This window comes from Nostoc sp. CCY 9925 (genome assembly GCF_963920935.1).
GTDB lineage: Bacteria > Cyanobacteriota > Cyanobacteriia > Cyanobacteriales > Nostocaceae > Nostoc.
Map to the genome: position 1 here is coordinate 1 of NZ_CAWUDO010000017.1, position 24,818 is coordinate 24,818.

Sequence of the window (24,818 nt, forward strand, 5' to 3'; positions counted from 1 at the left end):
TCGCTAATTCTTGGACTGCTGCACGTCGCACATTTTCGTGCTTATCCTGGGTAGCGCGTTCTTTGAGGATGGATTTGGTATCGGGGTCATCTTTGAAGTTGTTCGCTAATTCTTGGACTGCTGCACCTCGCACATCTTCGCGATTATCCTGGGCAGCGTGTTTTTTGAGGAAGGTTTTGGTGTCAGGGTCATCTTTGAAGTTTTTCGCTAATTCTCGGACTGCTAAACGTCGAACAATCGTGTGATCATCCTTAGTAGAGCCTTCTTTGAGGATGGATTTGGTATCGGGGTCATCTTTGAAGTTTTTCGCTAATTCTTGGACTGCTGCACCTCGCACATCTTTGTCATCATCCTGGGCAGCGCGTTCTTTGAGGATGGATTTGGTATCGGGGTCATCTTTGAAGTTGTTCGCTAATTCTTGGACTGCTGCACCTCGCACATCTTCGCGATCATCCTGGGTAGCACGTTCTTTGAGGATGGATTTGGTGTCGGGGTCATCTTTGAAGTTGTTCGCTAATTCTTGGACTGCTGCACGTCGCACATCTTGTTGATCATCCTGAATAGCGTGTTCTTTGAGGAAGGTTTTGGTGTCGGGGTCATCTTTGAAGTTGTTCGCTAATTCTTGGACTGCTGCACCTCGCACATCTTTGTCATCATCCTGGGTAGCGCGTTCTTTGAGGAAGGTTTTGGTGTCAGGAGATTCTTGCCAGGCCATTACAATTGCTGTGACTGCTTGAGTGCGAATTTCCTGAACTAGCTTAGTTTCTTTTCTATTTCGCCAGATGTCGTAATAGTAGCAGAGGTCATATTTAGTTAAATCTTTAAGCTCGTTAAGTAATTGAGTAGCCGTTGACGCAATCGCCGAGCGATTTCTCACTTCTGCAAGACACTTAGCCGCTAAAAAGAGATTGACAAATTTTTCCTCTTCACCATCTTGCACCATTAAATACTCAAGAATCTCACCAACAAATCTTGGCTCAATCATTCCCGCAATTAGCAGCAACACCTCATGCCAACTTTCATCTTGCCAGTGTTTGCCAAAAACTTCATTCTTAAGTTCCTCAAGAGTCAGCGTTTGCGTTTCTTTAAACTGCCAGACAAACTCCCAAGCAGAGAAATATTCTAAAAATGTCCGATGCACAAAAGCATAATAATCCGCACCCAGGAAACATAACATAAAGTTACGAGTCCGCAGTTGATTAATCATCACCCGCGCAACTTCTCTGGGTTTATCAAATTCTATGGTTTTGAGATAATCAGTCAGAACTTTGACTAAATCATTTTCATTAATTAAATTACCAGCTAAACCTTTCTCACCAGTTTGCATAAGATAAGCAACCTGACGCAGCATCGCTTGTTTATCTTTATAATCAATAGTCTTGGGATCTAACCTCTTATCTTCAATCAAAACGCGCTCCACATCCCATTGATGCAGCAGTACCCGCGATGCTTGATTATAAAGCTCCGCTCTATCTCTTGGTAGCTCTTGATTCCGATTCAGAATTGCCATCATCGTCAACAGCAGAGGATTTCCCGCCAATTCTGCAATAGATTTGGAAGCTGCAATTCCTCTTTGTAGCCGTTCCCGTTTTCTCACTTTATCTACTGCATCGGTAAAAGTTAACTCATGCCAACGGTAGATAAAATCCTGAATTTGTTCTGAGTCTAAATCTTGTAAGATAAAGTGGCGAAACTCAGCATTAAGCAATCGTTGCGGTTTATAGCCAATAATCCGAGAAGTGACAATTACCTGCACATCAGGATAGTCATTAGTAAAGCGATGAATATCAGTAATTACATCCTCTCGCTTACCAGGGTCAAATACCTCATCCAAACCATCAAACATCACTAAGGCATTACCAGCTTTTAATTGTTTATCTAGTTCAAGCTGATTTAGATGATGAATTGCCCCACTACATTGATGAAAAAATTCGAGAAAATTATTGCACTCTTTATCTTCCCGTCGCCGCATATAAGTGCGTAATTCAATTAGCAAAGGAATAGGTAAAGATATAACATTATCCAGTGGTGACTCTGCCCAATTCAAAGCCAGAAATTGCAACAATGTAGACTTACCTGAACCAGGATCGCCCAAAATCACAGTATATTTATAATCTTGCTTCTTATTGACAACATCTAAAACTGAACGGATCGGCTGTTCAAAATAAACCCGTTTGTGGCGTTCTAATTCTTCTAATTCAACTGCTTCTACTTGTTCACTTTCTCGCAGCCGTCTAAGATGTTCTTTAGGCAGTTCGTGAACTTGTGGTAAAACTTGATGAGTTTCCCGGACATTTTGAGCAGTAAAAATCCGCCATAATTTCAGTTCGTTATAGGCATACCCGCTAGTATCTAAGCTATCTAACTTGAGATTGCCATAGCGTTCGCGGATTCCTTCTTGATATTTAACTAAATTAAAATCTACAATAACACCAGCAATTTCTTTGGTATTTATTTCAATATAAGACAACTTTTGTAATTCTAAGATGTGGTGTAATTCTTTTGAATCTAAAAGAAGTTCTTGGACTTGTGTCAAATACTGTTCTGTAATTGATTGCCAGTTAAACTTAGATGGCAGAGGTTTTAATTGCAGCTTGTTCCAACTATCTTCTAGGATTTTAGCGTCTAGAGATTCACAATTAATATCAAAAGCCTTACCAAGAGTTTCTGCAACCGACTTATCACTGATAAATTTTTTGATGTCTTTGGTGTACTCTTTAATCTCAGCTTCAGCAAGTTTGCAACGAACCTTTAACTGCTGTTGCATGAGTTGTAAAAATTCCTTTAAGGCTTTGCCAGCAGCAATTTCTATATCTTCCTTCTTAAGTTTCTGGAAAATCTTGCCAGGGATGCTTTTTAATAAATCTTTAGCCCAATCTTTAGCAGCATCCTTGGCTAAGTCTTCGAGAATGGGTTTAAAAATCAACCCGGCGGCCTGAGTTACACCCCAAATAACTAACCAGTCCAGCATAATACTCGCTTCTGTTGAGATTTTGACTACGAGTATATCCACTAGCTTGAGTAATGTTTCCAGATTTCAGGGTTATTGCGGAAATCTTACAGGTATCTAAGAACCTCTCTCCTGAAAGGCTATGGTGTACACACAAGTCACCAGTTTTACTCCAATACGCTTGGGATAAGTCAGAAAGCCTTCATGTAGAGACGCGATTTATCGCGTCTGAAAGACTGTCACGTTAGAGAGACGCGATTTATCGCCGTCTCTACAAGTGTTTTGGTCTTATCTGAACTATATTGCGCTATAGATTAATTGGAAACTGCGATGTCTACGACGGGCTGCGCCAACGCAATTTTACCCACTGCACGTCCAGTTTCACTATAACTATGAGCCGCCGCTAGTTCTTGCAAGGGATATGTGCGATCAATTACCACACGAATTTTACCCGCTTCAATCAATTCTTTGAGATAAACTAAGTCTTTGGCGTTAGGTTTTTCTAACACCAATTTAGATTTTTGACCGGGAAGAAACGCTGTTAAGACACTCTGGACAATGCTTTCCGGAGTGGGTAGGGTGCTGAGATAAATGCCGTTGGGTTTGAGGACTTTTTTAGTTTGAGAGAGCGATCGCTTACCCACTGCATCAAAAATAATATCGTACTGTGTCGTATCTTCAGTGAAATCTTGCCGCGTATAATCAATCACGCGGTCTGCTCCCAAAGATTTCACTAAATCCAAGTTTTTAGAACTGGTAACTCCCGTCACTACTGCCCCTAAAGCTTTAGCAATTTGTACTGCAAAAGTGCCTACACCGCCTGCTGCACCATTAATTAAAACATTTTGTCCTATTTGAATATTTCCCTGATCTCGCAGCGCTTGTAGAGCCGTAAGCCCTGCTAGAGGTACAGCCGCAGCTTCTTCATAAGACAAATTCGTTGGTTTGAACGTCGCCAAGTTTTCTGGGATAGCGGCAAATTCAGCATAACCTCCTCCAGGGAAGCTAGTACTGCCATAAATAGCATCTCCCGGTTTAAAACGCGTGACTTGGGAGCCAACTTCTACCACATCTCCCGCCACATCAAATCCTAAAATCTTCGGGAATTTGCTCCCTGTAAGCAAACTCAACATTCCCTGGCGGATTTTCCAATCAATGGGATTAACGCTACTGGCACGAACTTTCACAAGTAACTGCGTTGGCTGAATTTTCGGCTGTTCCAGGTCTTCATACTGCAAAACATCAGCGCCGCCATAGCGACGGATAACCATTGCTTTCATAACATTTCTCCTGCTACCCTGTTTTCTTTGATGAACTCAGACAGCTTATGAATCCAGTGTAGCGATGTCTACGACGGGCTACGCCTACGCTAAAGTTTGTAGTGAACAATTAAGAAAATTTATTGCGATCGCCAAGTCATGTTAGATTGAAGTTGATTGTTTTCTCGAAACACAAAATTCACCAGCCGCTACAACAACTTTCCTCCCATCTCCTCATACTCGGAATGAAAAAAAACGAGGTAAAAGTTAAATTTTTTGAAAAATATGTGCATCAATACATCCATTTTGATGAGCCTGTATGCCTTACCAGCTAAAAGTTAGAACCCTAATTGAATATCATTGCCAAAGTAAAAGTTAAAAAAAGATGAATTGCATTTTTAGCTGAAAAAAAATGATATGTTGGATACAGAATTGAATTTCGCACGTATCTGGAGTAGTACAACGTATTCTGCTCCAGTTTTTCCCCCAAATCCCTTGCTCTTTGTTGCTTTTGGCTGGATTTGAGGGCAATCTGAGTACACTTTTAAATAACTCAAACCCAGTTTCAAGTGAATTAAAATCCTTGCTGGGAGAAGATTTTGACTGAGTACAAAGAAATCCTGAACCCCTATCTCTAAACACTAGAACCCCAACCAAAAAATACTAGAACCCCTACCCGAAAAAAAAATTTCTAATTCTTGTAATGCTTAAAGAGTTAGGGTTTTTCGTATTTGAGTACAAGCTTAATAAATCCAATAAATTCTATCCTAGATAGACGCACAGCCTTGCTCAAATAAGGCTGATATAAATCTTATATCGCCAATTACTTAACGCTCCTACACAAAAACGAAGCGAAGAGTAAGTGGAGGGATGACATAGCACCGTGCCCCAAGTGAATAGAAGTCGTGGCTGTAAACACATAATTCTCCCAAGAACCGAACGTTGACACACACCAGCCCAAAATCAAAGCCCAAAATCAAATATCTACCGCCTGCCTTACTTGATAACAAGTCGCCCAAACCTGAGCGTTTGCAGGCAGTGTGCAAGCCACGACTTCAATTTCTGGGCATAGAGAGTAGCCACTGCATCTCCCACAGTGGCAGCCAAGTCCACCGACCTTTTGCGAAATTCAATGACATTACCGTCTACACGACTCCTCACCTCCCCCGCTACGGAATCGCCAACCCAAGCAAAATCTGGTGGTTGCGGCTGCGACAGCAGTACCACCGTGGAAATGGATGAAAAGCTCCAAGAACGCATTGCCAAACATCCCTGCTACAGCGAAGACGCCCATCACCACTACGCGCGGATGCACGTTGCAGTTGCTCCCGCCTGTAACATTCAATGTAACTATTGCAACCGCAAATATGACTGTGCTAACGAAAGCCGTCCTGGAGTTGTTAGCGAGTTGCTTACACCAGAAGAAGCAGCACATAAAGCTTTGGTGATTGGAGGCAAGATTCCTCAAATGACAGTCGTGGGAATTGCCGGCCCTGGTGACCCACTAGCGAACCCAGACAAGACATTCCGCACATTTGAGTTGATTGCCGAGCAAGCACCAGACATCAAACTTTGTTTATCTACCAATGGTTTAATGCTGCCCGACTACATCGATCGCATTAAACAATTAAATATAGATCACGTGACGATCACCATTAACATGGTAGATCCAGAGATCGGTGCTAAGATTTATCCTTGGGTTCACTACAAACGCAGGCGTTACAGAGGCATTGAAGGCGCAAGAATTCTCCACGAAAGACAGATGGAAGGATTGCAAGCCCTCAAAGAAGCTGACATTTTGTGTAAAGTCAACTCTGTGATGATTCCCGGAATCAATGACCATCACCTAGTTGAAGTGAATCGAGTCATTCGTGAAAAAGGTGCATTCTTGCACAACATCATGCCATTGATTTCTGCACCAGAACATGGCACACACTTTGGTTTAACCGGTCAACGCGGCCCCACACCCAAAGAACTCAAAGAAGTCCAAGACAACTGCTCTGGTAACATGAAAATGATGCGTCACTGTCGCCAGTGTCGCGCTGATGCAGTCGGCTTATTAGGAGAAGACCGCAGCCAGGAATTTTCTAAAGATAAATTCTTGGAAATGACTCCAGAATATGATGTAGAACAACGCGCTACCGTTCACGAAGGCATTGAGAAGTTTAAAGAAGAAATTAAAGTAGCCAAAGAGAAGGCGCTAGCCGGCAAGAAATTTGCCAACAGTCCTAAAGTCTTAGTTGCAGTAGCAACCAAAGGCGGCGGATTAGTTAACCAGCACTTCGGCCATGCTAAAGAATTCCAAATTTACGAAGTGGATGGTAATGAAGTTCGCTTTATCAGTCATCGCAAAATAGACCAATATTGCCAAGGTGGATACGGCGAAGATGCTTCGTTTGAGTATATTATGAAAGCGATCGCAGATTGCAAGGCAGTTTTAGTTTCCAAAATTGGTAACTGTCCCAAAGAAAAATTGCAACAAGCCGGTATACAGACTGTTGAAGCTTACGACGTAATTGAGAAGGTTGCTTTGGAGTTTTACGAACAACACGTTAAGGAATTAGGGAATCAGGAATAGGGACTGGGGATTAGGGACTGGGGGCTGGGAATTAACGAAGAATTTTCCCAATCAATACCCAATACCCAGTACCCAATACCCAGCACCCAATCCCCACTACCCAATCCCGAGTACCCAAAAAGGAGAATAATCATGGCTTACAAAGTTACTAGCCAATGTATTTCCTGCAATCTCTGTCTATCTGTATGTCCCACCAATGCAGTTAAAGTAATTGATGGACAGCACTGGATCGATCCTGAACTCTGCACAAACTGTGTTGGTAGCATTCATACGGTACCTCAGTGTAAAGCTGGTTGTCCCACCTGCGACGGTTGTGTGAAACAGCCTACTGATTATTGGGAAGGCTGGTTTGCCAATTACAACCGCGTAGTTGCAAAATTAACTAATAAACAAGATTACTGGGAACGTTGGTTTAAATGTTATTCCCAGAAATACTCAGAACAGTTAGAAAAACGTCAACCCCAAACAATGGGAGTAGAAGCCTAATAAGATAATTCATAATTCGTAATGGAAAATTAAACTCAAAAATTACGAATTGCTGAAGCTTAAAAGTAAAGGGCAACGGAGCAAAGGAATCTTGTACAGACGCTGATTCATCGCGTCTCCTAACTCCTAACTAAATTATTCTGATATCAAATTACAAACAATGCAAAAGAACTGCATCTATCTCGATAATAATGCTACTACCAAGGTAGACCCGCAAGTTGTAGAGGCAATGCTGCCTTACCTGACGGACTTTTACGGCAATCCCTCTAGTATGCATACCTTTGGCGGACAACTTGCTAAAGGTGTGAAAACAGCCAGAGAACAACTTGCAACCTTGTTGGGAGCCGATGAGTCAGAAATTGTCTACACCAGTTGTGGAACTGAGGGAGATAACGCCGCGATTCGCGCTGCATTGTTGGCGCAACCAGAAAAGCGACACATCATCACCACCCAAGTCGAACATCCAGCAGTACTGAATGTCTGCAAACAATTAGAAACCCAAGGTTACAGTGTTACCTACCTTTCGGTGAACAATCAAGGGCAATTGGATCTCAATGAACTAGAAGCGTCCTTGACAGGTAAGACCGCGTTGGTGTCAATTATGTACGCCAACAACGAAACCGGTACGGTTTTCCCGATTGAGCAAATTGGGTTACGAGTAAAAGAACATGGTGCTCTCTTCCACGTTGATGCGGTGCAAGTAGTGGGTAAAATCCCCTTGAATATGAAGACTAGCACCATCGATATATTAACCCTGTCTGGTCACAAGCTGCACGCACCCAAAGGAATCGGTGCTTTGTATGTGCGACGCGGCGTCAGATTCCGTCCTTTGCTCCTCGGTGGACACCAAGAACGCGGACGTAGGGCGGGAACAGAGAATGTTCCAGGAATTATTGGCTTGGGCAAAGCTGCGGAACTAGAACTGTTACACTTGGAAGAAGCGACAAAAAGAGAAAGAAGGCTGCGCGATCGCCTAGAAAAAACTTTACTTGCTACTATTCCCGATTGTGTAGTTAACGGTGACCCTACGCAGAGATTACCCAACACCACCAATATCGGCTTCAAGTACATTGAAGGTGAAGCAATTCTACTGTTGTTGAACAAATTCGGTATCTGTGCATCATCTGGTTCTGCCTGTACCTCTGGTTCGCTGGAACCTTCCCACGTCCTCCGGGCAATGGGCTTACCCTACACCACCTTGCATGGTTCCATTCGTTTCAGTCTGTCTCGCTACACCACAGAAACTGAAATCGACCAAGTTATAGAGGTCATGCCTGGCATTGTAGAACGTTTACGTGCCCTCTCACCCTTCAAAAATGACGACGCAGGTTGGTTGCAAGGACAGTCATTAGTCACTAGTCATTAGTCATTAGTCATTGGTTGTTAGTAACTGACAAATGACCAATGACAAAGGACAAAGGACAAAGGATGAATGACCAAGGACAAATGACAAAGGATAAAAGTTATGTGGGACTACACAGATAAAGTATTAGAACTGTTTTACAATCCCCAAAACCAGGGAGAAATTGAAGAAGTTAGCGAACCTGGTGTTAAGGTTGCAACGGGCGAAATCGGTAGCATTGCCTGTGGTGATGCTCTGAGACTGCACCTGAAAGTTGAGGTGGAATCTGATAAGATTCTGGATGCACGCTTTCAAACCTTTGGCTGCACAAGTGCGATCGCTTCTTCTAGTGCATTAACCGAAATGGTTAAAGGTTTGACTTTAGATGAAGCCCTGAAAGTGTCCAACAAAGACATTGCAGATTACTTGGGTGGTTTACCAGAAGCCAAGATGCACTGCTCTGTTATGGGACAAGAAGCCCTAGAAGCCGCAATCTATAACTATCGTGGCATTCCGTTAGATAGCCATGATGACGATGATGAAGGCGCATTAGTTTGTAGTTGTTTTGGTATCAGCGAATCCAAGATTCGTCGCGTGATTTTAGAAAATAATCTCACTGATGCCGAACAAGTAACAAATTATGTAAAAGCTGGTGGCGGATGCGGTTCCTGTCTGGCAAATATCGATGATATTATTAAATCAGTAAGACAAGAAGCAACCGCACCGGATCTCAACAATTACGGCGTCAAAGTTGCCACAGAAATTGTAACTTCTAAGGAGCGATCGCTAACCAACGTCCAAAAGATTGCTCTAATTCAAAAGGTTCTCGATGAAGAAGTCAGACCCGTACTGATTGCAGACGGCGGAGATGTAGAACTCTATGATGTAGAAGGCGATCGCGTGAAAGTTATTCTGCAAGGTGCTTGCGGTTCTTGTTCTAGTAGTACAGCAACTCTGAAAATTGCGATCGAAGCCAGATTACAAGATCGTGTAAGCAAAAACCTTGTAGTCGAAGCAGTTTAGGAATTGCTGTAGAAATTACGTAATCTACAAATACGCCCGAATATGCCTCAGCTAACAACAGAAAGTAGGATTTGAATTGAATAATTGTCTCCACTCAATGTTTCATACCAATTCGTCAAAAGAAAGTTACAGATTTCAATCAGCAAACTTCAATCAAATCTGACTTTCTTAATTACGAATTACGAATTACGAATTACGAATTGGTATCAGTCCTACTAACAACACACAGCATATAGGCGAAAGTATTAAGCGCCTAATTGCAAATTCCGTCATTCAACTCGCTTCAAAGGAGACAAACATGAGTACACTGTACGAAAAAATTGGCGGAAAACCTACTATTGAGAAAGTAGTAGATGAGCTTCACAAACGCATTCTTGCAGATAATACCCTGAAGCCTTTTTTCGCTAACACAGATATGGCCAAGCAACGTAATCATCAGATTACTTTCTTCTCTCAAATATTTGAAGGGCCAAAGGAATACAGCGGTCGTTCAATGGACAAAACCCACGCAGGTATGGCACTACAGCAACCACACTTCGATGCGATCGCCAAATACCTCAGTGAATCAATGTCTGTAGCTGGAGTATCCGCAGATGATACAAAAGCTGCACTAGATAGAGTCTCGAATTTGAAACCCGCTATTTTGAACAAATAATCGGACTTAGACATTGGTTGTTGACGAATATTTACGTCAATTCCTACTAAGTTTTACAAGCTGAAACACATTACGACGTATTTGTAAATTGCGTAATCTCTTAGTCATTAGCCATTTGACTAATGACTAAGAGAGAAGTCTGAGCGCCGGCTTCCGGCGATCAGAACTTCGGAAACAAATCACAAATTACAAATAGCAAAAAGAAAAGAAATTTAACTGGGAAATATATGCACTTACTTGTCTATGTTTTGACTGTGGAGCGATCGCCACCAGCGATGTTCTACAAACCCTCACAGCCATAGCTCTTACAGGCGTGAGACCCTCAAACAAACAAAAAAGACCCACCAACCAACCAATTGCAGGAAAACAAGAACAATGACTGACGAAAATATTAGACAGATAGCTTTTTACGGTAAAGGTGGTATCGGTAAATCTACCACCTCCCAAAACACCCTGGCAGCTATGGCAGAAATGGGTCAACGCATCCTCATCGTCGGTTGCGACCCTAAAGCTGACTCCACCCGTTTGATGCTACACAGCAAAGCTCAAACAACCGTTCTTCACCTCGCCGCAGAACGTGGTGCAGTAGAAGATATCGAAATCGAAGAAGTAATGCTGACCGGTTTCCGCAACGTTCGTTGCGTAGAATCTGGTGGTCCAGAACCCGGTGTAGGTTGCGCTGGTCGTGGTATCATCACCGCCATCAACTTCTTAGAAGAAAATGGTGCTTACCAAGACCTAGACTTCGTATCTTACGACGTATTAGGTGACGTTGTGTGTGGTGGTTTCGCAATGCCAATCCGCGAAGGTAAGGCACAAGAAATCTACATCGTGACATCAGGTGAAATGATGGCGATGTATGCTGCTAACAACATCGCTCGTGGTGTTCTTAAGTATGCTCACACCGGTGGCGTGCGTTTGGGTGGTTTGATTTGTAACAGCCGTAACACAGACCGGGAAATCGAATTAATCGAAACCTTGGCAAAACGGTTGAACACCCAAATGATTCACTACGTACCTCGTGACAACATTGTTCAACACGCAGAATTGCGCCGGATGACCGTTAACGAGTACGCTCCTGAAAGCAACCAAGCTAACGAATATCGGATTTTGGCTCAGAAAATTATTGACAACAAGAACCTAGCTATTCCTACACCCATCGAAATGGAAGAACTAGAAGAATTGTTGATTGAATTCGGTATTCTCGAAAGCGACGAAAATGCTGCCAAGTTAGTTGGTAAGACTGCTGCTGAAGCTCCTGTAGTCTAAGTCGCTGCTAAGAAATAACGCTTTAGCACAAGGAAAAAGGAAAAAGGAAGAATCTCATATTTGACCTTTGACCTTTTACCTTTCCCTCTAATCTCCCCCTTAACCTTAGAGGGGACTCTTAGTCCCCCTATGCCTGATCCTTACGAGTCACAGAGGCTAAGTATGACACCTCCAGAAAATCAAAACATCATCGAAGAAAGAAAAGAACTAATTAAAGAAGTTCTCAGTGCTTACCCAGATAAAGCTGCCAAAAAGCGGGAAAAGCACTTAAATGTATACGAAGAAGGTAAGAGCGATTGCGGCGTTAAGTCTAACATCAAATCTCTTCCTGGTGTAATGACCGCTCGTGGTTGTGCTTACGCCGGTTCTAAAGGTGTGGTTTGGGGTCCTATTAAGGACATGATCCACATCAGCCACGGCCCTGTAGGTTGCGGTTACTGGTCTTGGTCTGGTCGTCGTAACTACTACATCGGCACCACAGGTGTAGACACCTTTGGTACTATGCACTTCACCTCTGACTTCCAAGAACGCGATATCGTTTTCGGTGGTGACAAAAAACTCACCAAACTGATCCAAGAATTGGAAGTTCTCTTCCCTCTTAACCGTGGTGTTTCCATTCAATCCGAATGTCCCATCGGTCTAATCGGGGATGACATCGAAGCAGTAGCTCGGAACACATCCAAAGAAATTGGTAAGCCAGTTGTTCCCGTTCGTTGTGAAGGTTTCCGGGGTGTTTCTCAGTCCTTGGGTCACCACATCGCTAACGACATGGTGCGTGACTGGGTGTTCACCAGAGCCGACAAAGAGAAAAAAGAAGGCAAGTTACAATTCGAGTCTACTCCTTACGACGTAGCAATTATCGGTGACTACAACATCGGTGGTGATGCTTGGGCTAGCCGGATTCTGTTAGAAGAACTGGGCTTGCGCGTAGTTGCTCAGTGGTCTGGTGATGGTACAATCAACGAAATGTTGATGACACCGAACGTGAAGATGAACTTGATTCACTGCTACCGTTCGATGAACTACATCAGCCGTCACATGGAAGAAGCTTATGGTATACCCTGGCTAGAGTACAATTTCTTCGGCCCCACCAAGATTGCTGAATCCTTACGGGAAATTGCTTCTAAGTTTGACTCCAAGATCCAAGAAAACGCTGAGAAGATCATCGCTAAGTATCAGCCTACAATGGATGCGATCGTTAACAAGTATCGCCCCCGTTTGGAAGGTAAGACCGTTGCGATGATGGTTGGTGGTTTGCGTCCTCGCCACGTTGTACCCGCTTTCCAAGATTTGGGTATGAAGATGATTGGTACAGGTTATGAGTTCGCTCACAACGACGACTACAAACGTACCACCCACTATATCGAAAACGGCACCATCGTTTACGATGACGTAACTGCTTACGAATTCGAGGAATTTGTGAAAGCACTCAAGCCAGATTTAATTGCTTCTGGTGTGAAAGAGAAGTACGTCTTCCAAAAGATGGGTTTACCCTTCCGTCAAATGCACTCTTGGGATTACTCCGAACCTAGCGATCGCTCTTACAACTCAATTAAATCAATATTTTTTAGCTGCCGGATAAAAAAGAGCCTATTTCTAGCCTAAATCTAAGTTACAGGGTTATTCACTAACACTCTTTTTTAATGCTTTAGACAGTATAACTCTTATGGAGTCTGGTTTTGAGATTTGAAAAGCATTTTGCTTAAAGAAAAACTGTTAAATAAAAGACTATTTTAAATGACGATTTTTTAGATTAAAATATAGCAACTACGTGATTTGTTACTTATCTGACGTATGGACGTAGAAATCAGCGATTTGCAAAAAAAAGAATATCTTAGCGCACTGTAAAGCAAGCTCAGTTTTTGAATTACAAAAATTATTTCTCTATTCCTTGGGTGATATCACTAACAGTAAAATCTCCCTGGACAGAAATTCCTTGAAAAGATAAATATTGCTTATCTTTTTCTTCAAAATTAACCCATTTAGAAATTAATTCAGCTACTACTTCAGAGAAAGGAACTATAAATCTAAACAGAGCGAGTAATAGAACCAATCTAACTAATCCTGCTACACTCTCACTGAGAATAGACACAGAAAATAATGAAAATACTGGAGGAATAATAAAATACATAACTAGTAAGCTTAAAAATTTTGCAACTTGCTCTCGTTCGCTTAATGTTTTGGTCGTAGTTTTAGACGCAAATTCAACATCACCATTTTCATTATATGAATGTAATTTTATCTGAATCTCAGAATCGTTAGTTACCACAAATCGCACTCCTAACTTTTGTCCTCTCTCAATATGACCAATGCGGCACTTACGCTCAAATTCCCTAATACTTGAATCAGTGATCTTTTCTACTTTCATTTCAAATTCAGGCTCTGGTTCAAAGTAGAAATCTAAAATTTGAGTTCCTTGAAGAAACTCGAATCTAATTTCTTCTAATTTTATAACCGAGTTTCCAGTATTTTCTATATCAACTTTTATATTGGATAGATTTACTACTTCTTGTCCTTCATAAAGGACTTTAACTCTTTGTTTAACATTTTTTTCGACATTAACAAGACCTGTTTCGATATTGAGATTATAGGAAAGTTTCTTGCCACTCCCACTTTTTTTACTTATACTTGCCAAGGCATAGCCACTCAAAAAAGCAAGAATAGCAGACAAAACAGCAATTGCAACATTTTGTAAGAAAGGTTTATCAAGAAAAGCGTTTGCAGGAGTAGTTGAAGAAGATGCTGTCTGAGCATAAGTAATTTGAGAAATGGAGCAAATAATAATTGCAGATAACAAGAACAGTATTGTGAATTGAATTTGTTTTTTTCTCATTTTACCAAACCATTTTAAGTAATCATATAAAATATACAATAAAACATGAATGTCTAAAATGTTGGTATAAGTCAAATGCGCTCACCTAAAATTTAGTAGTAGTAGGGTGCGTTGTCGCAAAGCGCAACGCACCACATAAATCATGGGCATCCTAAAAACAAATGTCATCTCTTGATGTCCATGCCCAACTACCGCAGACTCTATGTTTCTGGAGCTACTTACTTCATCACCCAAGTTACTTATCAACGGCAACCCTGGCTTTGCTCTGATATCGGGCGTACTGCTGTTCGTGCTGCCCTTGGGCATGTCAGAAAAAATTATCCTTTTTCCATTGATGCATTTGTTCTTTTGCCCGATCATTTTCATACTTTATGGACTCTGCCTGTGGGAGATAGTAATCTATCGATGCGAATGCTTTTGATCAAACGTTTTGTGACTAAATACTACGGTCATCAGCTAGGGCTTGATGTGGCTATCTCCCGTTCACGAGAAAAACGAAAAGAAAGAAATTTATGGCAACGCCGCTTTTGGGACCATCTAATTAGAGACGATGTTGATTATGCCAATCATTGTGACTACATTCACTATAATCCTGTACGGCATCAACTCTGTGAATCACCACAACAATGGGCTTTTTCGAGTGTTCATCGTTTTATCCAGCAGAACATTTACTCGTTAGATTGGGGTAGCAATGGTGAGGTTGAACTTGTGTCTGATATTTGGGATGTTTGAAATGATGGTGCGTTGCGCTTCGCGACAACGCACCCTACTGAATTACGCGTGATGAGGGGATGCGATCGCATTAAACTGTTACTACCTCAATTAACAATTCTGGTATTTTGCTGAAATCTCGATGATTGCGAGTTCACAAAATTAATTTACGGGATAGTGCGATGCCTACGGTATTTACTAGCCAACGCACTCAATCATACTTAGTTTTGTCAGTTTGTTGAACTGCGATCGCTTCTATAGTTCTGTTTCAATACCTTGTTGTGCTGCTGATTCTAAAACTTTTTGGTGCTGTTCTTTGTACTGAATAAGATGGGGATATTGCTTTTGAAGTTCAATGTAGTAATTTACCAATTTATCGGGGTTATGTTCATTTTCCTGAGATATGATGTGCCGAATTTTACGTATTTGGCTGATTGCTTCATCATTCTTCGTCATCTTGCGCCCCTATTAACTCTAATGGCGTAACTAGTGTTGGAACGTATAACCCCAGCATAACGTTCAGCCGTCGGATATGCCCAAATTTATTAGCATTTGCTAAGTGGCGACAATTCCAAGTCAACAAAAAATCACATTTATGATACGAAGCTAGGGCAAGATGTAGTGCATCTCCAAGTGGATCTTTGGGCATCAGTTGTTGCTGAATATACACTTCAACAATTTCAGCGATCGCAGATTCAATTGGGATAAATAACAAGCCACTAATCAATTCTATTGCCTCGTTCTTTTGAGGAAAGTTACCTCGATTCAATTCATCCAGCACCGCGAGACTGGTTACAAGCACATAGTTATCACTTGCATGACTCCACCATTGGCGCGTCCACTCCCGCCGCGCCACCATATCAGGTTCCGTACGTACCTCGTAATAAAAACTGGGAATGGAGGTTTCAATGTAAACTTTTGGTTTCATTGCGGTAAGAGTCACATAAATGAAAGGCTTAACCATCTTTGTTAATGCCTGATACTCTCATATTACCGTTATTAATTAACCACCGAACTCAATCATGCTCGGTTTTGTGCAACCAGTTTAACGGCGTAGGCGTAGCCCGTCGTAGACATCGCATTTACTCAACAAACATCTGGCAATCGCACGATCAAGGGATGCAATGATATTAAACCGTCCAATCTTTAATTAACCATTCGGGTACTTTGCTGAAATCTCGATGATTGCGAGTTCACAAAATTAATTTACGGGGTAGAGCGATGCCTACGGTATTTGCTGGCCAACGCACTTAATCATACTTAGTTTTGTCAGTTTGTTGAACTGCGATCGCTTCTATAGTTCTGTTTCAATACCTTGTTGTGCTGCGGATTCTAAAACTTTTTTCTACTGTTCTTTGTACTGAATAAGGTGGGGATATTGCTTCTGAAGTTCAATGTAGTAATTTACCAATTTATCAGGATTGTGTTCATTTTCCTGAGATATAAATAAAGTCTTAATAGTACTGTTTCAGCAATGATTTTTGAGCTTCAGTCTGGGAAAGCTAGACCAGTCATGGGGTCACGAATATACAATCCTAGTGTGAGACTACGTATTGCTTCATCCCAAACAGGTATTAGTTGTTCTGCTTGATCTGCCCAATAATCGAATGTAATCAAGCACTGAACATTCGACCCTAAACCAATGCAAATCCGCGAAAAAGCTTCGCGTGGTTCTTCTTGGGTGTCAATAAACTTAATCTCTGTCCAGACAATTCTGGCGGTTTGGCGCTTGACGGTAATAATTTCTCCCTTTTCAATGGGGTTGCGACTGTCGTCTTCTACTACTTTCCTTAAGGTAGATTTGAGCGGAAACTCGCTCCAATCACGGGGGGGCAGTTGATTAAAAGATACTTCCAGACAGCAATCATCGTTGGGCGGTTTTTTATCGAGGAACTTGAAAGATTTTTCTTGTGGCTCAAAAACCCAATCTTGGGGGACATTGAAGCGAACAGCCCCGCGATTGGCGACAAATATTTTGTAGCCTGATGGAGATTCCCAACGATGGTCAGGTTTTAGTTCAAGCGTTTCTTTAATCCACTGGAGATTGCTTTTTTTACGCTTTGCCATAATGTTTTTATTATCTCTGGTGAAGAGTAAATCGCCGAACAGCCCGTCCTAACTGCGACTGCTGTCTAGACGCTTTGCAGCTTACCGCAGGCATCTGTTAGCGACGCAGGACGGTCACTTTTTAAGACAGATCGTCGTCCTTTTTGTTAATGTTATCAAATTGCTATAGCAATCTGCTTTGATTTGGAAAATTTATTTGCTTGGTGCGCGAAGCGCGATAGGCAGGTAAGTAGCTGGGCGAACGCAATGACGAACTATCTTATATTTATTTAGATCCATCTACTTAATAGGCAACAGGAAACCAGGCTTTTTTAGTTGTACCTAGCTTTGCAAAAATCAAATATGAGTTTTATAGCAATTTGAATAACTATTATATTAAAGAAAGAAATCAATAAGATTTTAGGGATTTTATATTCAGGAATCCAAGGGAAAACTCAGCATTGTGATTAAAGTTTCAGCTTTCAACATTAAAATCTTAGCAGCAGTATTCATGGTTATGGATCATGTGTGCTATTTGCTAATACCAGAGTTACTACTTTTGCACCTTGTTGGCCGATTGAGCTTTCCCCTTTTTGCATGGTTACTGGCTGAAGGCGAAAAACACACCCAAAATATATACCGCTATGGAAGTAGATTATTAATTACAGCAATTATATCTCAGCCAATCTACACTGTTGTTTTCAAAAGCTTCTCACTTAATATTCTTTTGACGCTTTTGCTTGGGCTTGGGATGTTGCGCTTAGTAAATCGTTGCTCCCAATTATGGCAGAAATTAACAATTACTGGATTGTGTGCAGTCGTCGCTGAAACCTTTGATTTTGAGTATGGAGCATATGGGATTGGAGTAATTCTATTGATGTCTCTAACAGACAAACTGAAGCCGAAAGTATGGTTGCTATACTGGTGTATCTTTCACTTGATTTTAGTAGTTATATCTAGGAGTTATTTAATTCAAAGTTGTGCAGTTTTTTCAGGATTAATTGTTTTTCAATTCAATGGTAAACAAGGTTCACGAGCTAGATGGTTTTATCTGTTCTACCCGGCTCATTTAATAATTTTAGGTATAATCAATTATTTAATACACTCCAGGTAGAATTGAGAATTGGATAAGCGATCGCCTAAATTAAATCATCCTTATGCTGCATCAGTACAGCCAGCTTTGATATTCTTGATTTACATCTTTCATGTCGTTGTAAAGCCACACCATGCGATCGATGAACCAAAGTTTACTTAGTCTCACTAGGGTATAACCCAACAGAGTAATCCAGCTGTTGAGTTCGATTAAGCCCCGTCAGGAGTAAAATTCTACCAAAAGCAGAGATACCATAAAGTAATCTATGCTTAATTTGATAAATAGTTTGACCAGTTTGATAGGCTAAGTCATTACAGCGTAAAAATCTAAATAAAGTCGAATTTAGTTAGCAAAATGGCATTTAACTTACTCAAAATAAGCTTTTAATTTCTCATTTTGGTGTTTTCCCCAAGTAAAAGAAGCTTTTACTTTCTCAAACCCCAGTTTGCTTACTCATTTTGGTGTTTTCCGCAAGTAAAAGAAGCTCTTACTTTCTCAAACCCCAGTTTGCTTACTCATTTTGGTGTTTTCCGCAAGCAAAACAAGCTTTTACTTTCTCAAACCCCAGTTTGCTTTGTTTTTTCAGTAGTTCGCGCATTGATGAGAAATATCGCGCTTGTAGCAAAAGCGATTGCAGATTTGGCGAATTTCTCTCAGGCTGATTCATACTGAAATTTTTTAAGGTAAATAATATTAACCGTATTGAATTACAAGGTGTAGATTATGGCTCGTAGAAAAAGAACTTCTCTAATCTTAGAAAAAGCAGTGCGTCGTGCTGTTGGCATAGACTCAATTGCTCCAAATTTAGATTTAGGCAATGGACTCACTTCGCCTGCCTTCTCAAGCCTGATTGAGAAGATGCGAACTAGAGAAAATGCATACAACAGTGCGCTTTCCAGCTTGGATAAGTTGTACCGCGAAATGCTGGAAACAGAAAATCAGTTGGGAGATATGACAGAACATATGCTCATGGCAGTTGCTACTCGATATGGCAAAAGCAGTGTAGAGTATGGTATGGCGGGAGGAGTTCCTAAGAACCAGCGTCGTAAGGGATTGCGAGGCGAGTCGCCAACTTCCAGTGCTGAGCAACCTCAGTTTGTTGCCAGTGTTGAGGGTAAGAATGGAAAAAAAGCAGCAGCAACAAGTTAGGATGTGTGCTGTTACTCAAAATTTTGTCAAGCCCAAAGAACTGAGGGCGATCGCTCTCAGTTCTTTGGATAATATTATTACGCTTTGCGATAACGCACCCTACAGAACAAATAGAATTTAGTTAAGGGAAAATCAGCAGTAAAAAAAACCGGGTTTTTGAAACGTTTTAATGAAGTGCGATCGCGTTCCTAACCCTTACACTAAATCTACTGAACCTGTATATCCTTTGAGGATTCCCAAAGAACCGCCACATGTATTAATTAGCGTGTCATTTCCAATGCGGCTGAAGCTGGCGTTTAAGCCACTGACATTTAAGCGATCGCTGCAACCAAAGTCATAGATGGTAGCAAAGCCACTGCTTCCCAGAATCACTGTATCTGTTCCTTCACCCAAATAGACTTTATCATTTCCCCCGCCTGTTACCTCCACAGATGAACCAAACAGGTTTGTATCCTTACTTAAAGGCTCAGGTAGACAAACTGTATTTCCCCTGAGATTTATGACATTATTGCCATTTCCCATACGGATAATATCATCACCTGAACCGGCAAAAATTAAATTATTACCTGAACCAGACTGAATAATGCTGTTAGTATCATTTGTAATAATTGTATCGTTGCCATCACCTGCATAAATTTTGGTAGAACTTAAGCCGGGGATTCCAACAGCCAGAATAAAATCCTCACCGCCGTCTGTTCTAATTGTAGTTTCACCATAGGCAAGAACAGCAATTTGATTGTCACCATCTCCAGCTATGATGCTTTGGTTATACGATGGTGAACCACTGTCAAAGATATAAGTCAATGATGAAATTTCACTGGTGATAACATCATTTCCTGAGCCTGTTCTAATTTTGGCATCTCCGGCTCCTAAAAAAATTAAGTTGTTGCCTTTTCCGGCATCAACAGTTCGGTCAGCAAATCCACTTAAATAGAAAATATCGTCCCCTGATCCTGCTGAGGCAACTAATTTTGGAATTGCGCCCAAGCCAATAATATTATCATCAGTATCGAACAGATAGTTTCCACCATAATCATCTAAAAAGTTGTTTCCACTGCCCAGACGAATTACGTGATTGCCTGCTCCTAAACTGACGTAATCATCTCCGGCTCCCGTATAAACAATTGCTTCAAATTCATTGGGATTGCAAGGCAATGAGCTAGTTTGTAAAACTTCACCATTAAAAATACTAGTATCAAAATTAAAGATGGAATCTACCTTTCTTCCTAATAAGACAACATCATTGCCACCTTGTGTCTTTATAATATTGTTGTTACCTTCTACAACCAACCAGTCTGGATTAGCAGTACCGCGTACTCTTTGATTACTCTCTTGAATGACTTGTTGAGTGTAGGTAATGCCGCGAAAAACTTGGGTTGTCATAAAAATTTCCTTTATAGCTCAATACAGTTGAGTGAAGCGCAAAAGTTATCTAGATGAGCTATTCTTCTGAAAAAATCAATATAATCCGGTGAATTTCCTAGAATTTTTCCTAACCATGAACTACACACACTTTAAGAATCTCGTAATAGCTGATTAAACTCAATCTTCCCAGTAAAATATTGCATCAAATACACATTCACTTTCAAAAATAGTTGGAATTTTTGCTTTAAATGGCAGTGGTTCGCGCAACTCTTCTAAACTCGGTAATAAAAATCCAAAATTTTCCAGTGTTGTAATAATTTCATCCAGTTCATTTGACCAGTTACCATTAGGAAGCTGCCTAATACGCCGATTTTCTAAAAAACCTCGCGAAATAATTGGTAGCTGTTGATGCTTAGTTCTTTGTTCTACACCATAGGTAGCAATTGGCGCTAGTCTTGACAAATAAACTACTATACCGTCAATACAATCTATATGGCCTCGACGAACAGTAGATTGACGATTGCTTTTAGCGCAAAAAACATGGACATAGGAAGCATAACCACTACCGTAACTATCGAATTGTGCTTCCACGTCTAGCAAAGGCGAACGGCGAAGTGTGGCAACAACAGCCTTTAGATGATTCTCAATGTCTTCTGGCAAACCACCAAAATATGGAAATGTATCACCAACAGGATTTCCATCAATAATTGATTGTAATTGCTTAACAGTGAGAATCATTCAGCGCTGGTTCTAAGTTTATGGTCTAATCTGTTCTTGAATATTTTAAGTGTAGACACGCATCGCATTTTGTCTTCTGTACAAAATGTGAATTGATGCTTCTGAATCATCCAACAGCAAACTCTATATACTGTCGTACATAAAGTGCATCATAGGCGATCGCAATATCTTGCTTAGAGGTTGTTTGAAAAGTATTTTTGGTAACATTTAAACCTCAAAAACCTAACCCCCCTACCCCCCTTCCCTACAAGGGAATGGGGGTTTCAAAGCCTCTCTCCTTGCAGGAGAGAGGAATGGAAGTGAGGTTTTTGGTATACATTTTGACTTTTCAAACATCCTCTAAGGCACTCCCTCACTCACACAGTTGATCGGCCATGTCTAAGACGGGGTACGCCTATACATATTCTCTGTCCCGTCATGCTGCACCCAAATTTTCCCATCCTTAACATCTAAACAAACGTGAGTATCTGGGCATCTTGGGAACTATATAGTAAATCAAATTAACATTAACTAGCAGTTTCCAGCAATGAAGACTCACTATTCTAACAAAGTAAAAGCGTTACCATTACAAATTGTTCTTGTTATTCCCTTTGTTATCCAAATTTTTGCAGCTGTCAGTTTAGTGGGTTATTTGTCCTTTAAAAATGGACAAAGGGCAGTTAATGACTTGGCAGAACAGTTAATAGATCGTACCAGTGACGTAGTAGATGAACACCTCAAGTCTTATCTTTCCATTCCGCAAACCCTGAATCAGATCAACGCAGATGCCATCCGCAGAGGAATATTAGATGTGCAGAATCGCCAAACCGTTGGCAAATATTTCTGGGATCAGATGCAAGCCTCTAACCTGACTTATATTGGCATTGGACTAACGACGGGTGAAGGAGTTGGTGCTGCTCGTTATGATGGGAAAACCATCACCATTGATGATTGGACAGCTAAGCCTCCTAACAATGTCTACACTTATGCTACTGACGATCGAGGCAATCGAACTCAGGTAAATACTCGGTGGGATTGGTTAAATTTTAGCGAATCTTGGTATATCGAACCTATAGAAGCTGGTAAACCCATTTGGACAAAGATTCTGGTTAACAACTTTCCCACCGGTCCCTACATCGCCGCCTCTACCAGTCGTCCAATCTATGATGCCAAAAATCGCTTGTTAGGAATGATTGCCTGCGATATCCATCTATTGAAACTCAGCAATTTCTTACACAGTTTGGATATTAGTAAGTCTGGGCGGGTGTTCCTTTTAGAACGCGATGGCGCATTAATCGCCACTTCCGGCACAGAAAAGCCGTTTAGGTTGGTTAATCAAAAGGCTGAGAGATTGCAAGCGATCGACAGTTCTGACCCAGTAATACAGAAGGTTGCCAAATATCTGCAAGCTGTTAAAGGGTTCAAGTCCATAACCGAAGACACAGATTTAGAGCTGGAAATAGAAGGAAAACGGCATTTTATCGATGTTGCACCTTGGCGTGACGAGTATGGTTTGGATTGGTTGTTAGTGGTGAGTGTGCCAGAAAACGCATTTATGGCGCAAATTAACGCCAACACACAGACAACGATCGCCCTTTGTTTAGGTGCATTAATTGTTGCCTCGGTGATGGGCGTGTTTACCTCCCATTGGATTGTAAGCCCAATTCTACGCCTGAATGGCGCAAGTAAAGCAATGGCATCCGGCAATTTAGATCAGACAGTAGAAACTAGCGGCATTCAAGAACTTAATACTCTGTCTAATTCTTTTAACTATATGGCAGGACAATTGCACGAATTGTTTACTGCTTTAGAGAAAAGCAAGGAAGAACTAGAAGACCGGGTAGAAGAACGTACCACTGAACTCAAAAATACATTAGAGGAATTGCAGCGCACTCAATCTCAAGTTGTTCAAAGTGAAAAAATGTCTAGTTTGGGACAATTAGTTGCTGGGGTAGCACACGAAATTAATAATCCAGTCAACTTTATTCATGGCAACCTCGCCCATGTCCAGGAATATACTCAAGATTTATTAGCATTTGTGCAATTGTATCAGCAGCGCGATTCTAACCCTGCTCCAGAAATTCAAATTGCTGCCGAAGATATGGATTTAGAGTTTTTGCAACAAGACTTACCAAAATTGTTGTCTTCCATGAAAGTTGGCACCGATCGCATTCGCCAAATTGTACTGTCGCTGCGGAATTTCTCCCGCATCGATGAAGCGGAATTTAAAAGTGTCGATATTCATCAAGGCATCGATAGTACTTTGATGATTTTGCAACACCGCCTCAAAGCTAAACCAGAACAACCTGAAATTCAAGTAATCAAAGACTACGGCAATGTACCTTTAGTAGAATGCTATGCCGGACAACTCAATCAGGTGTTTATGAATATTTTAGTGAATGCCATTGATGCGTTAGAAGAAAGTCATGCCAAGCTTAACTTTCAGCAAATTGAGGACAATCCCGGTAGAATTATAATTCGCACATCCGTCGTGAATACAACTTGGGTAGAAGTGGCGATCGCTGATAACGGAGTTGGTATTTCTCAAGAATTTCAGCAACGAATATTCGATCCCTTTTTCACCACCAAACCCATTGGCAAAGGAACAGGAATGGGCATGTCCATCAGCTACCAAATTGTCACAGAAAAACATGGTGGCAAACTAGAATGCTTCTCAACTATTGGAAAAGGAACCGAGTTTATTATTCAGATTCCTCTGCGAAAAGTTAATGGAGTGGTTTAACTATGTGTAATCAAGGTTTCCAGCTTCTGATAACGTACATTTAGCATACCAAGTACCAAAGAGCCAAATATTTCTCTATTTATTAAACCCACAACATTCGATTGCTAGCAATGTGGTAAATCAAAAGCCAGATGCTTGTACAATTAGAAACTGCCCTAGAGCTAGTCCAGAGCAGTGCTTGAAAAAAGGAGTTTTACATAGTTAGGAGACGAATAATATGTTGTCCCCTGGTTTAGAAATAATAAATTTGCTATAGGACTAGTATTTGATTTCTGAAAAAATCTAAGTATGTGTAGGGTGTGTTACGGCTTCCGTAACGCACCACCCGAAGGTTTTGGTGCGTTAGCCTACGGCATAACACACCCTACGTATATTTCAAAAATCAAATATGATTCATATATGTAATACTATTCACCTCAAGTTTGATGTTTTATGCAAAAAACTAAAAAATTCCGTTTTCTTCAATATAAGGTATAATTTAAAACTTAATTCTTATCGTAACCCCAAGTAAGCTACATTTTAGGAACCATTGGTTACCAATTGTAAAGTTCTTTTGCTGGTAATATAATATACGAAGTTTGGGCGTTAACAGATTATAC

20 protein-coding genes and 1 pseudogene are annotated in these 24,818 nt (G+C 41.0%); 11 read left to right on the top strand and 10 right to left on the bottom strand.

Translation table 11 applies throughout. The features are described 5' to 3' along the window. The coding region (locus tag ACM0OY_RS11480; RefSeq protein WP_414569080.1) for a HEAT repeat domain-containing protein at positions 1-2,971 on the bottom strand (2,971 nt) is incomplete at its 3' end. A 293-nt stretch (positions 2,972-3,264) separates the two neighbouring features. Beyond that, positions 3,265-4,230: an NAD(P)-dependent alcohol dehydrogenase gene (locus ACM0OY_RS11485; RefSeq protein WP_414568984.1), complete on the bottom strand. Its 966-nt coding sequence runs from the start codon at positions 4,228-4,230 to the stop codon at positions 3,265-3,267. Positions 4,231-5,341: 1,111 nt separating this feature from the next. Between ACM0OY_RS11485 and nifB the strand changes: the two genes are divergently transcribed. The 7 genes from nifB (at position 5,342) to nifD (ending at position 13,167) form a co-directional block, all read left to right on the top strand. Continuing rightward, a complete protein-coding gene (nifB, locus tag ACM0OY_RS11490; RefSeq protein WP_414568985.1) occupies positions 5,342-6,787 on the top strand; it encodes a nitrogenase cofactor biosynthesis protein NifB in 1,446 nt (481 codons plus the stop codon). Between the two features lie 132 nt (positions 6,788-6,919). Beyond that, on the top strand, positions 6,920-7,273 hold the full coding sequence (locus ACM0OY_RS11495; RefSeq protein WP_414568986.1) for a 4Fe-4S binding protein: 354 nt from the start codon (positions 6,920-6,922) through the stop codon (positions 7,271-7,273). A 160-nt stretch (positions 7,274-7,433) separates the two neighbouring features. After that, positions 7,434-8,639, top strand: a complete 1,206-nt coding sequence (gene nifS, locus ACM0OY_RS11500) for a cysteine desulfurase NifS (protein ID WP_414568987.1) — start codon at positions 7,434-7,436, stop codon at positions 8,637-8,639. A gap of 99 nt (positions 8,640-8,738) precedes the next feature. Beyond that, on the top strand, positions 8,739-9,638 hold the full coding sequence (gene nifU / locus ACM0OY_RS11505) for a Fe-S cluster assembly protein NifU (protein WP_414568988.1): 900 nt from the start codon (positions 8,739-8,741) through the stop codon (positions 9,636-9,638). A 298-nt stretch (positions 9,639-9,936) separates the two neighbouring features. After that, positions 9,937-10,293, top strand: a complete 357-nt coding sequence (locus tag ACM0OY_RS11510) for a group I truncated hemoglobin (RefSeq protein ID WP_414568989.1) — start codon at positions 9,937-9,939, stop codon at positions 10,291-10,293. A 375-nt stretch (positions 10,294-10,668) separates the two neighbouring features. Then, entirely contained in the window at positions 10,669-11,562 is an 894-nt protein-coding gene (gene nifH / locus ACM0OY_RS11515) for a nitrogenase iron protein (RefSeq protein WP_162397600.1), read from the top strand. Positions 11,563-11,724: 162 nt separating this feature from the next. After that, positions 11,725-13,167 (top strand): nitrogenase molybdenum-iron protein alpha chain, encoded by a 1,443-nt coding sequence (gene nifD / locus ACM0OY_RS11520; protein WP_414568990.1) that lies wholly within the window; start codon positions 11,725-11,727, stop codon positions 13,165-13,167. A gap of 271 nt (positions 13,168-13,438) precedes the next feature. On the opposite strand, the gene ACM0OY_RS11525 is transcribed toward nifD, so the two are convergent. Continuing rightward, positions 13,439-14,470, bottom strand: coding sequence for a hypothetical protein (locus tag ACM0OY_RS11525; RefSeq protein WP_414568991.1), 1,032 nt, complete (start codon positions 14,468-14,470; stop codon positions 13,439-13,441). Positions 14,471-14,575: 105 nt separating this feature from the next. On the opposite strand from ACM0OY_RS11525, the gene ACM0OY_RS11530 reads away from it, so the two are divergent. Beyond that, on the top strand, positions 14,576-15,127 hold the full coding sequence (locus ACM0OY_RS11530; RefSeq protein WP_414568992.1) for an REP-associated tyrosine transposase: 552 nt from the start codon (positions 14,576-14,578) through the stop codon (positions 15,125-15,127). Positions 15,128-15,361: 234 nt separating this feature from the next. Here the strand turns inward: ACM0OY_RS11530 and ACM0OY_RS11535 are convergent, their stop codons facing one another. The 3 genes from ACM0OY_RS11535 to ACM0OY_RS11545 all read right to left on the bottom strand — a co-directional run bounded on the left by ACM0OY_RS11535 (position 15,362) and on the right by ACM0OY_RS11545 (position 17,173). Next, complete coding sequence (locus ACM0OY_RS11535; RefSeq protein ID WP_414568993.1) at positions 15,362-15,562, bottom strand: hypothetical protein; 201 nt, start codon at positions 15,560-15,562, stop codon at positions 15,362-15,364. After that, on the bottom strand, positions 15,549-16,070 hold the full coding sequence (locus ACM0OY_RS11540) for a type II toxin-antitoxin system VapC family toxin (RefSeq protein ID WP_414568994.1): 522 nt from the start codon (positions 16,068-16,070) through the stop codon (positions 15,549-15,551). The genes ACM0OY_RS11535 and ACM0OY_RS11540 overlap by 14 nt, the downstream gene beginning before the upstream one ends. Before the next feature lie 524 nt (positions 16,071-16,594). Continuing rightward, positions 16,595-17,173, bottom strand: a complete 579-nt coding sequence (locus tag ACM0OY_RS11545; RefSeq protein ID WP_414568995.1) for a hypothetical protein — start codon at positions 17,171-17,173, stop codon at positions 16,595-16,597. 442 nt (positions 17,174-17,615) lie between these two features. Here ACM0OY_RS11545 and ACM0OY_RS11550 point away from each other — a divergent pair, with 442 nt between their 5' ends. Beyond that, positions 17,616-18,266: a TraX family protein gene (locus ACM0OY_RS11550; protein ID WP_414568996.1), complete on the top strand. Its 651-nt coding sequence runs from the start codon at positions 17,616-17,618 to the stop codon at positions 18,264-18,266. A 51-nt stretch (positions 18,267-18,317) separates the two neighbouring features. Here the strand turns inward: ACM0OY_RS11550 and ACM0OY_RS11555 are convergent, their stop codons facing one another. After that, on the bottom strand, positions 18,318-18,455 hold the full coding sequence (locus ACM0OY_RS11555) for a DUF6653 family protein (RefSeq protein WP_414569081.1): 138 nt from the start codon (positions 18,453-18,455) through the stop codon (positions 18,318-18,320). Between the two features lie 513 nt (positions 18,456-18,968). Between ACM0OY_RS11555 and ACM0OY_RS11560 the strand changes: the two genes are divergently transcribed. Then, a complete protein-coding gene (locus ACM0OY_RS11560; RefSeq protein ID WP_414568997.1) occupies positions 18,969-19,394 on the top strand; it encodes a hypothetical protein in 426 nt (141 codons plus the stop codon). A gap of 195 nt (positions 19,395-19,589) precedes the next feature. Here the strand turns inward: ACM0OY_RS11560 and ACM0OY_RS11565 are convergent, their stop codons facing one another. The 3 genes and pseudogenes from ACM0OY_RS11565 to ACM0OY_RS11575 all read right to left on the bottom strand — a co-directional run. Next, on the bottom strand, positions 19,590-20,777 hold the full coding sequence (locus tag ACM0OY_RS11565) for a calcium-binding protein (RefSeq protein ID WP_414568998.1): 1,188 nt from the start codon (positions 20,775-20,777) through the stop codon (positions 19,590-19,592). A 159-nt stretch (positions 20,778-20,936) separates the two neighbouring features. Further along, the gene (locus tag ACM0OY_RS11570) at positions 20,937-21,497 is read right to left on the bottom strand and encodes a hypothetical protein (RefSeq protein ID WP_414568999.1); all 561 of its coding nucleotides are present in this window, start codon (positions 21,495-21,497) and stop codon (positions 20,937-20,939) included. A gap of 378 nt (positions 21,498-21,875) precedes the next feature. After that, positions 21,876-21,959 (bottom strand): annotated as a pseudogene (locus ACM0OY_RS11575) (hypothetical protein); the annotation flags it as partial. A gap of 64 nt (positions 21,960-22,023) precedes the next feature. On the opposite strand from ACM0OY_RS11575, the gene ACM0OY_RS11580 reads away from it, so the two are divergent. After that, positions 22,024-24,219: an ATP-binding protein gene (locus tag ACM0OY_RS11580; protein ID WP_414569000.1), complete on the top strand. Its 2,196-nt coding sequence runs from the start codon at positions 22,024-22,026 to the stop codon at positions 24,217-24,219. Positions 24,220-24,818 lie beyond the last annotated feature (599 nt).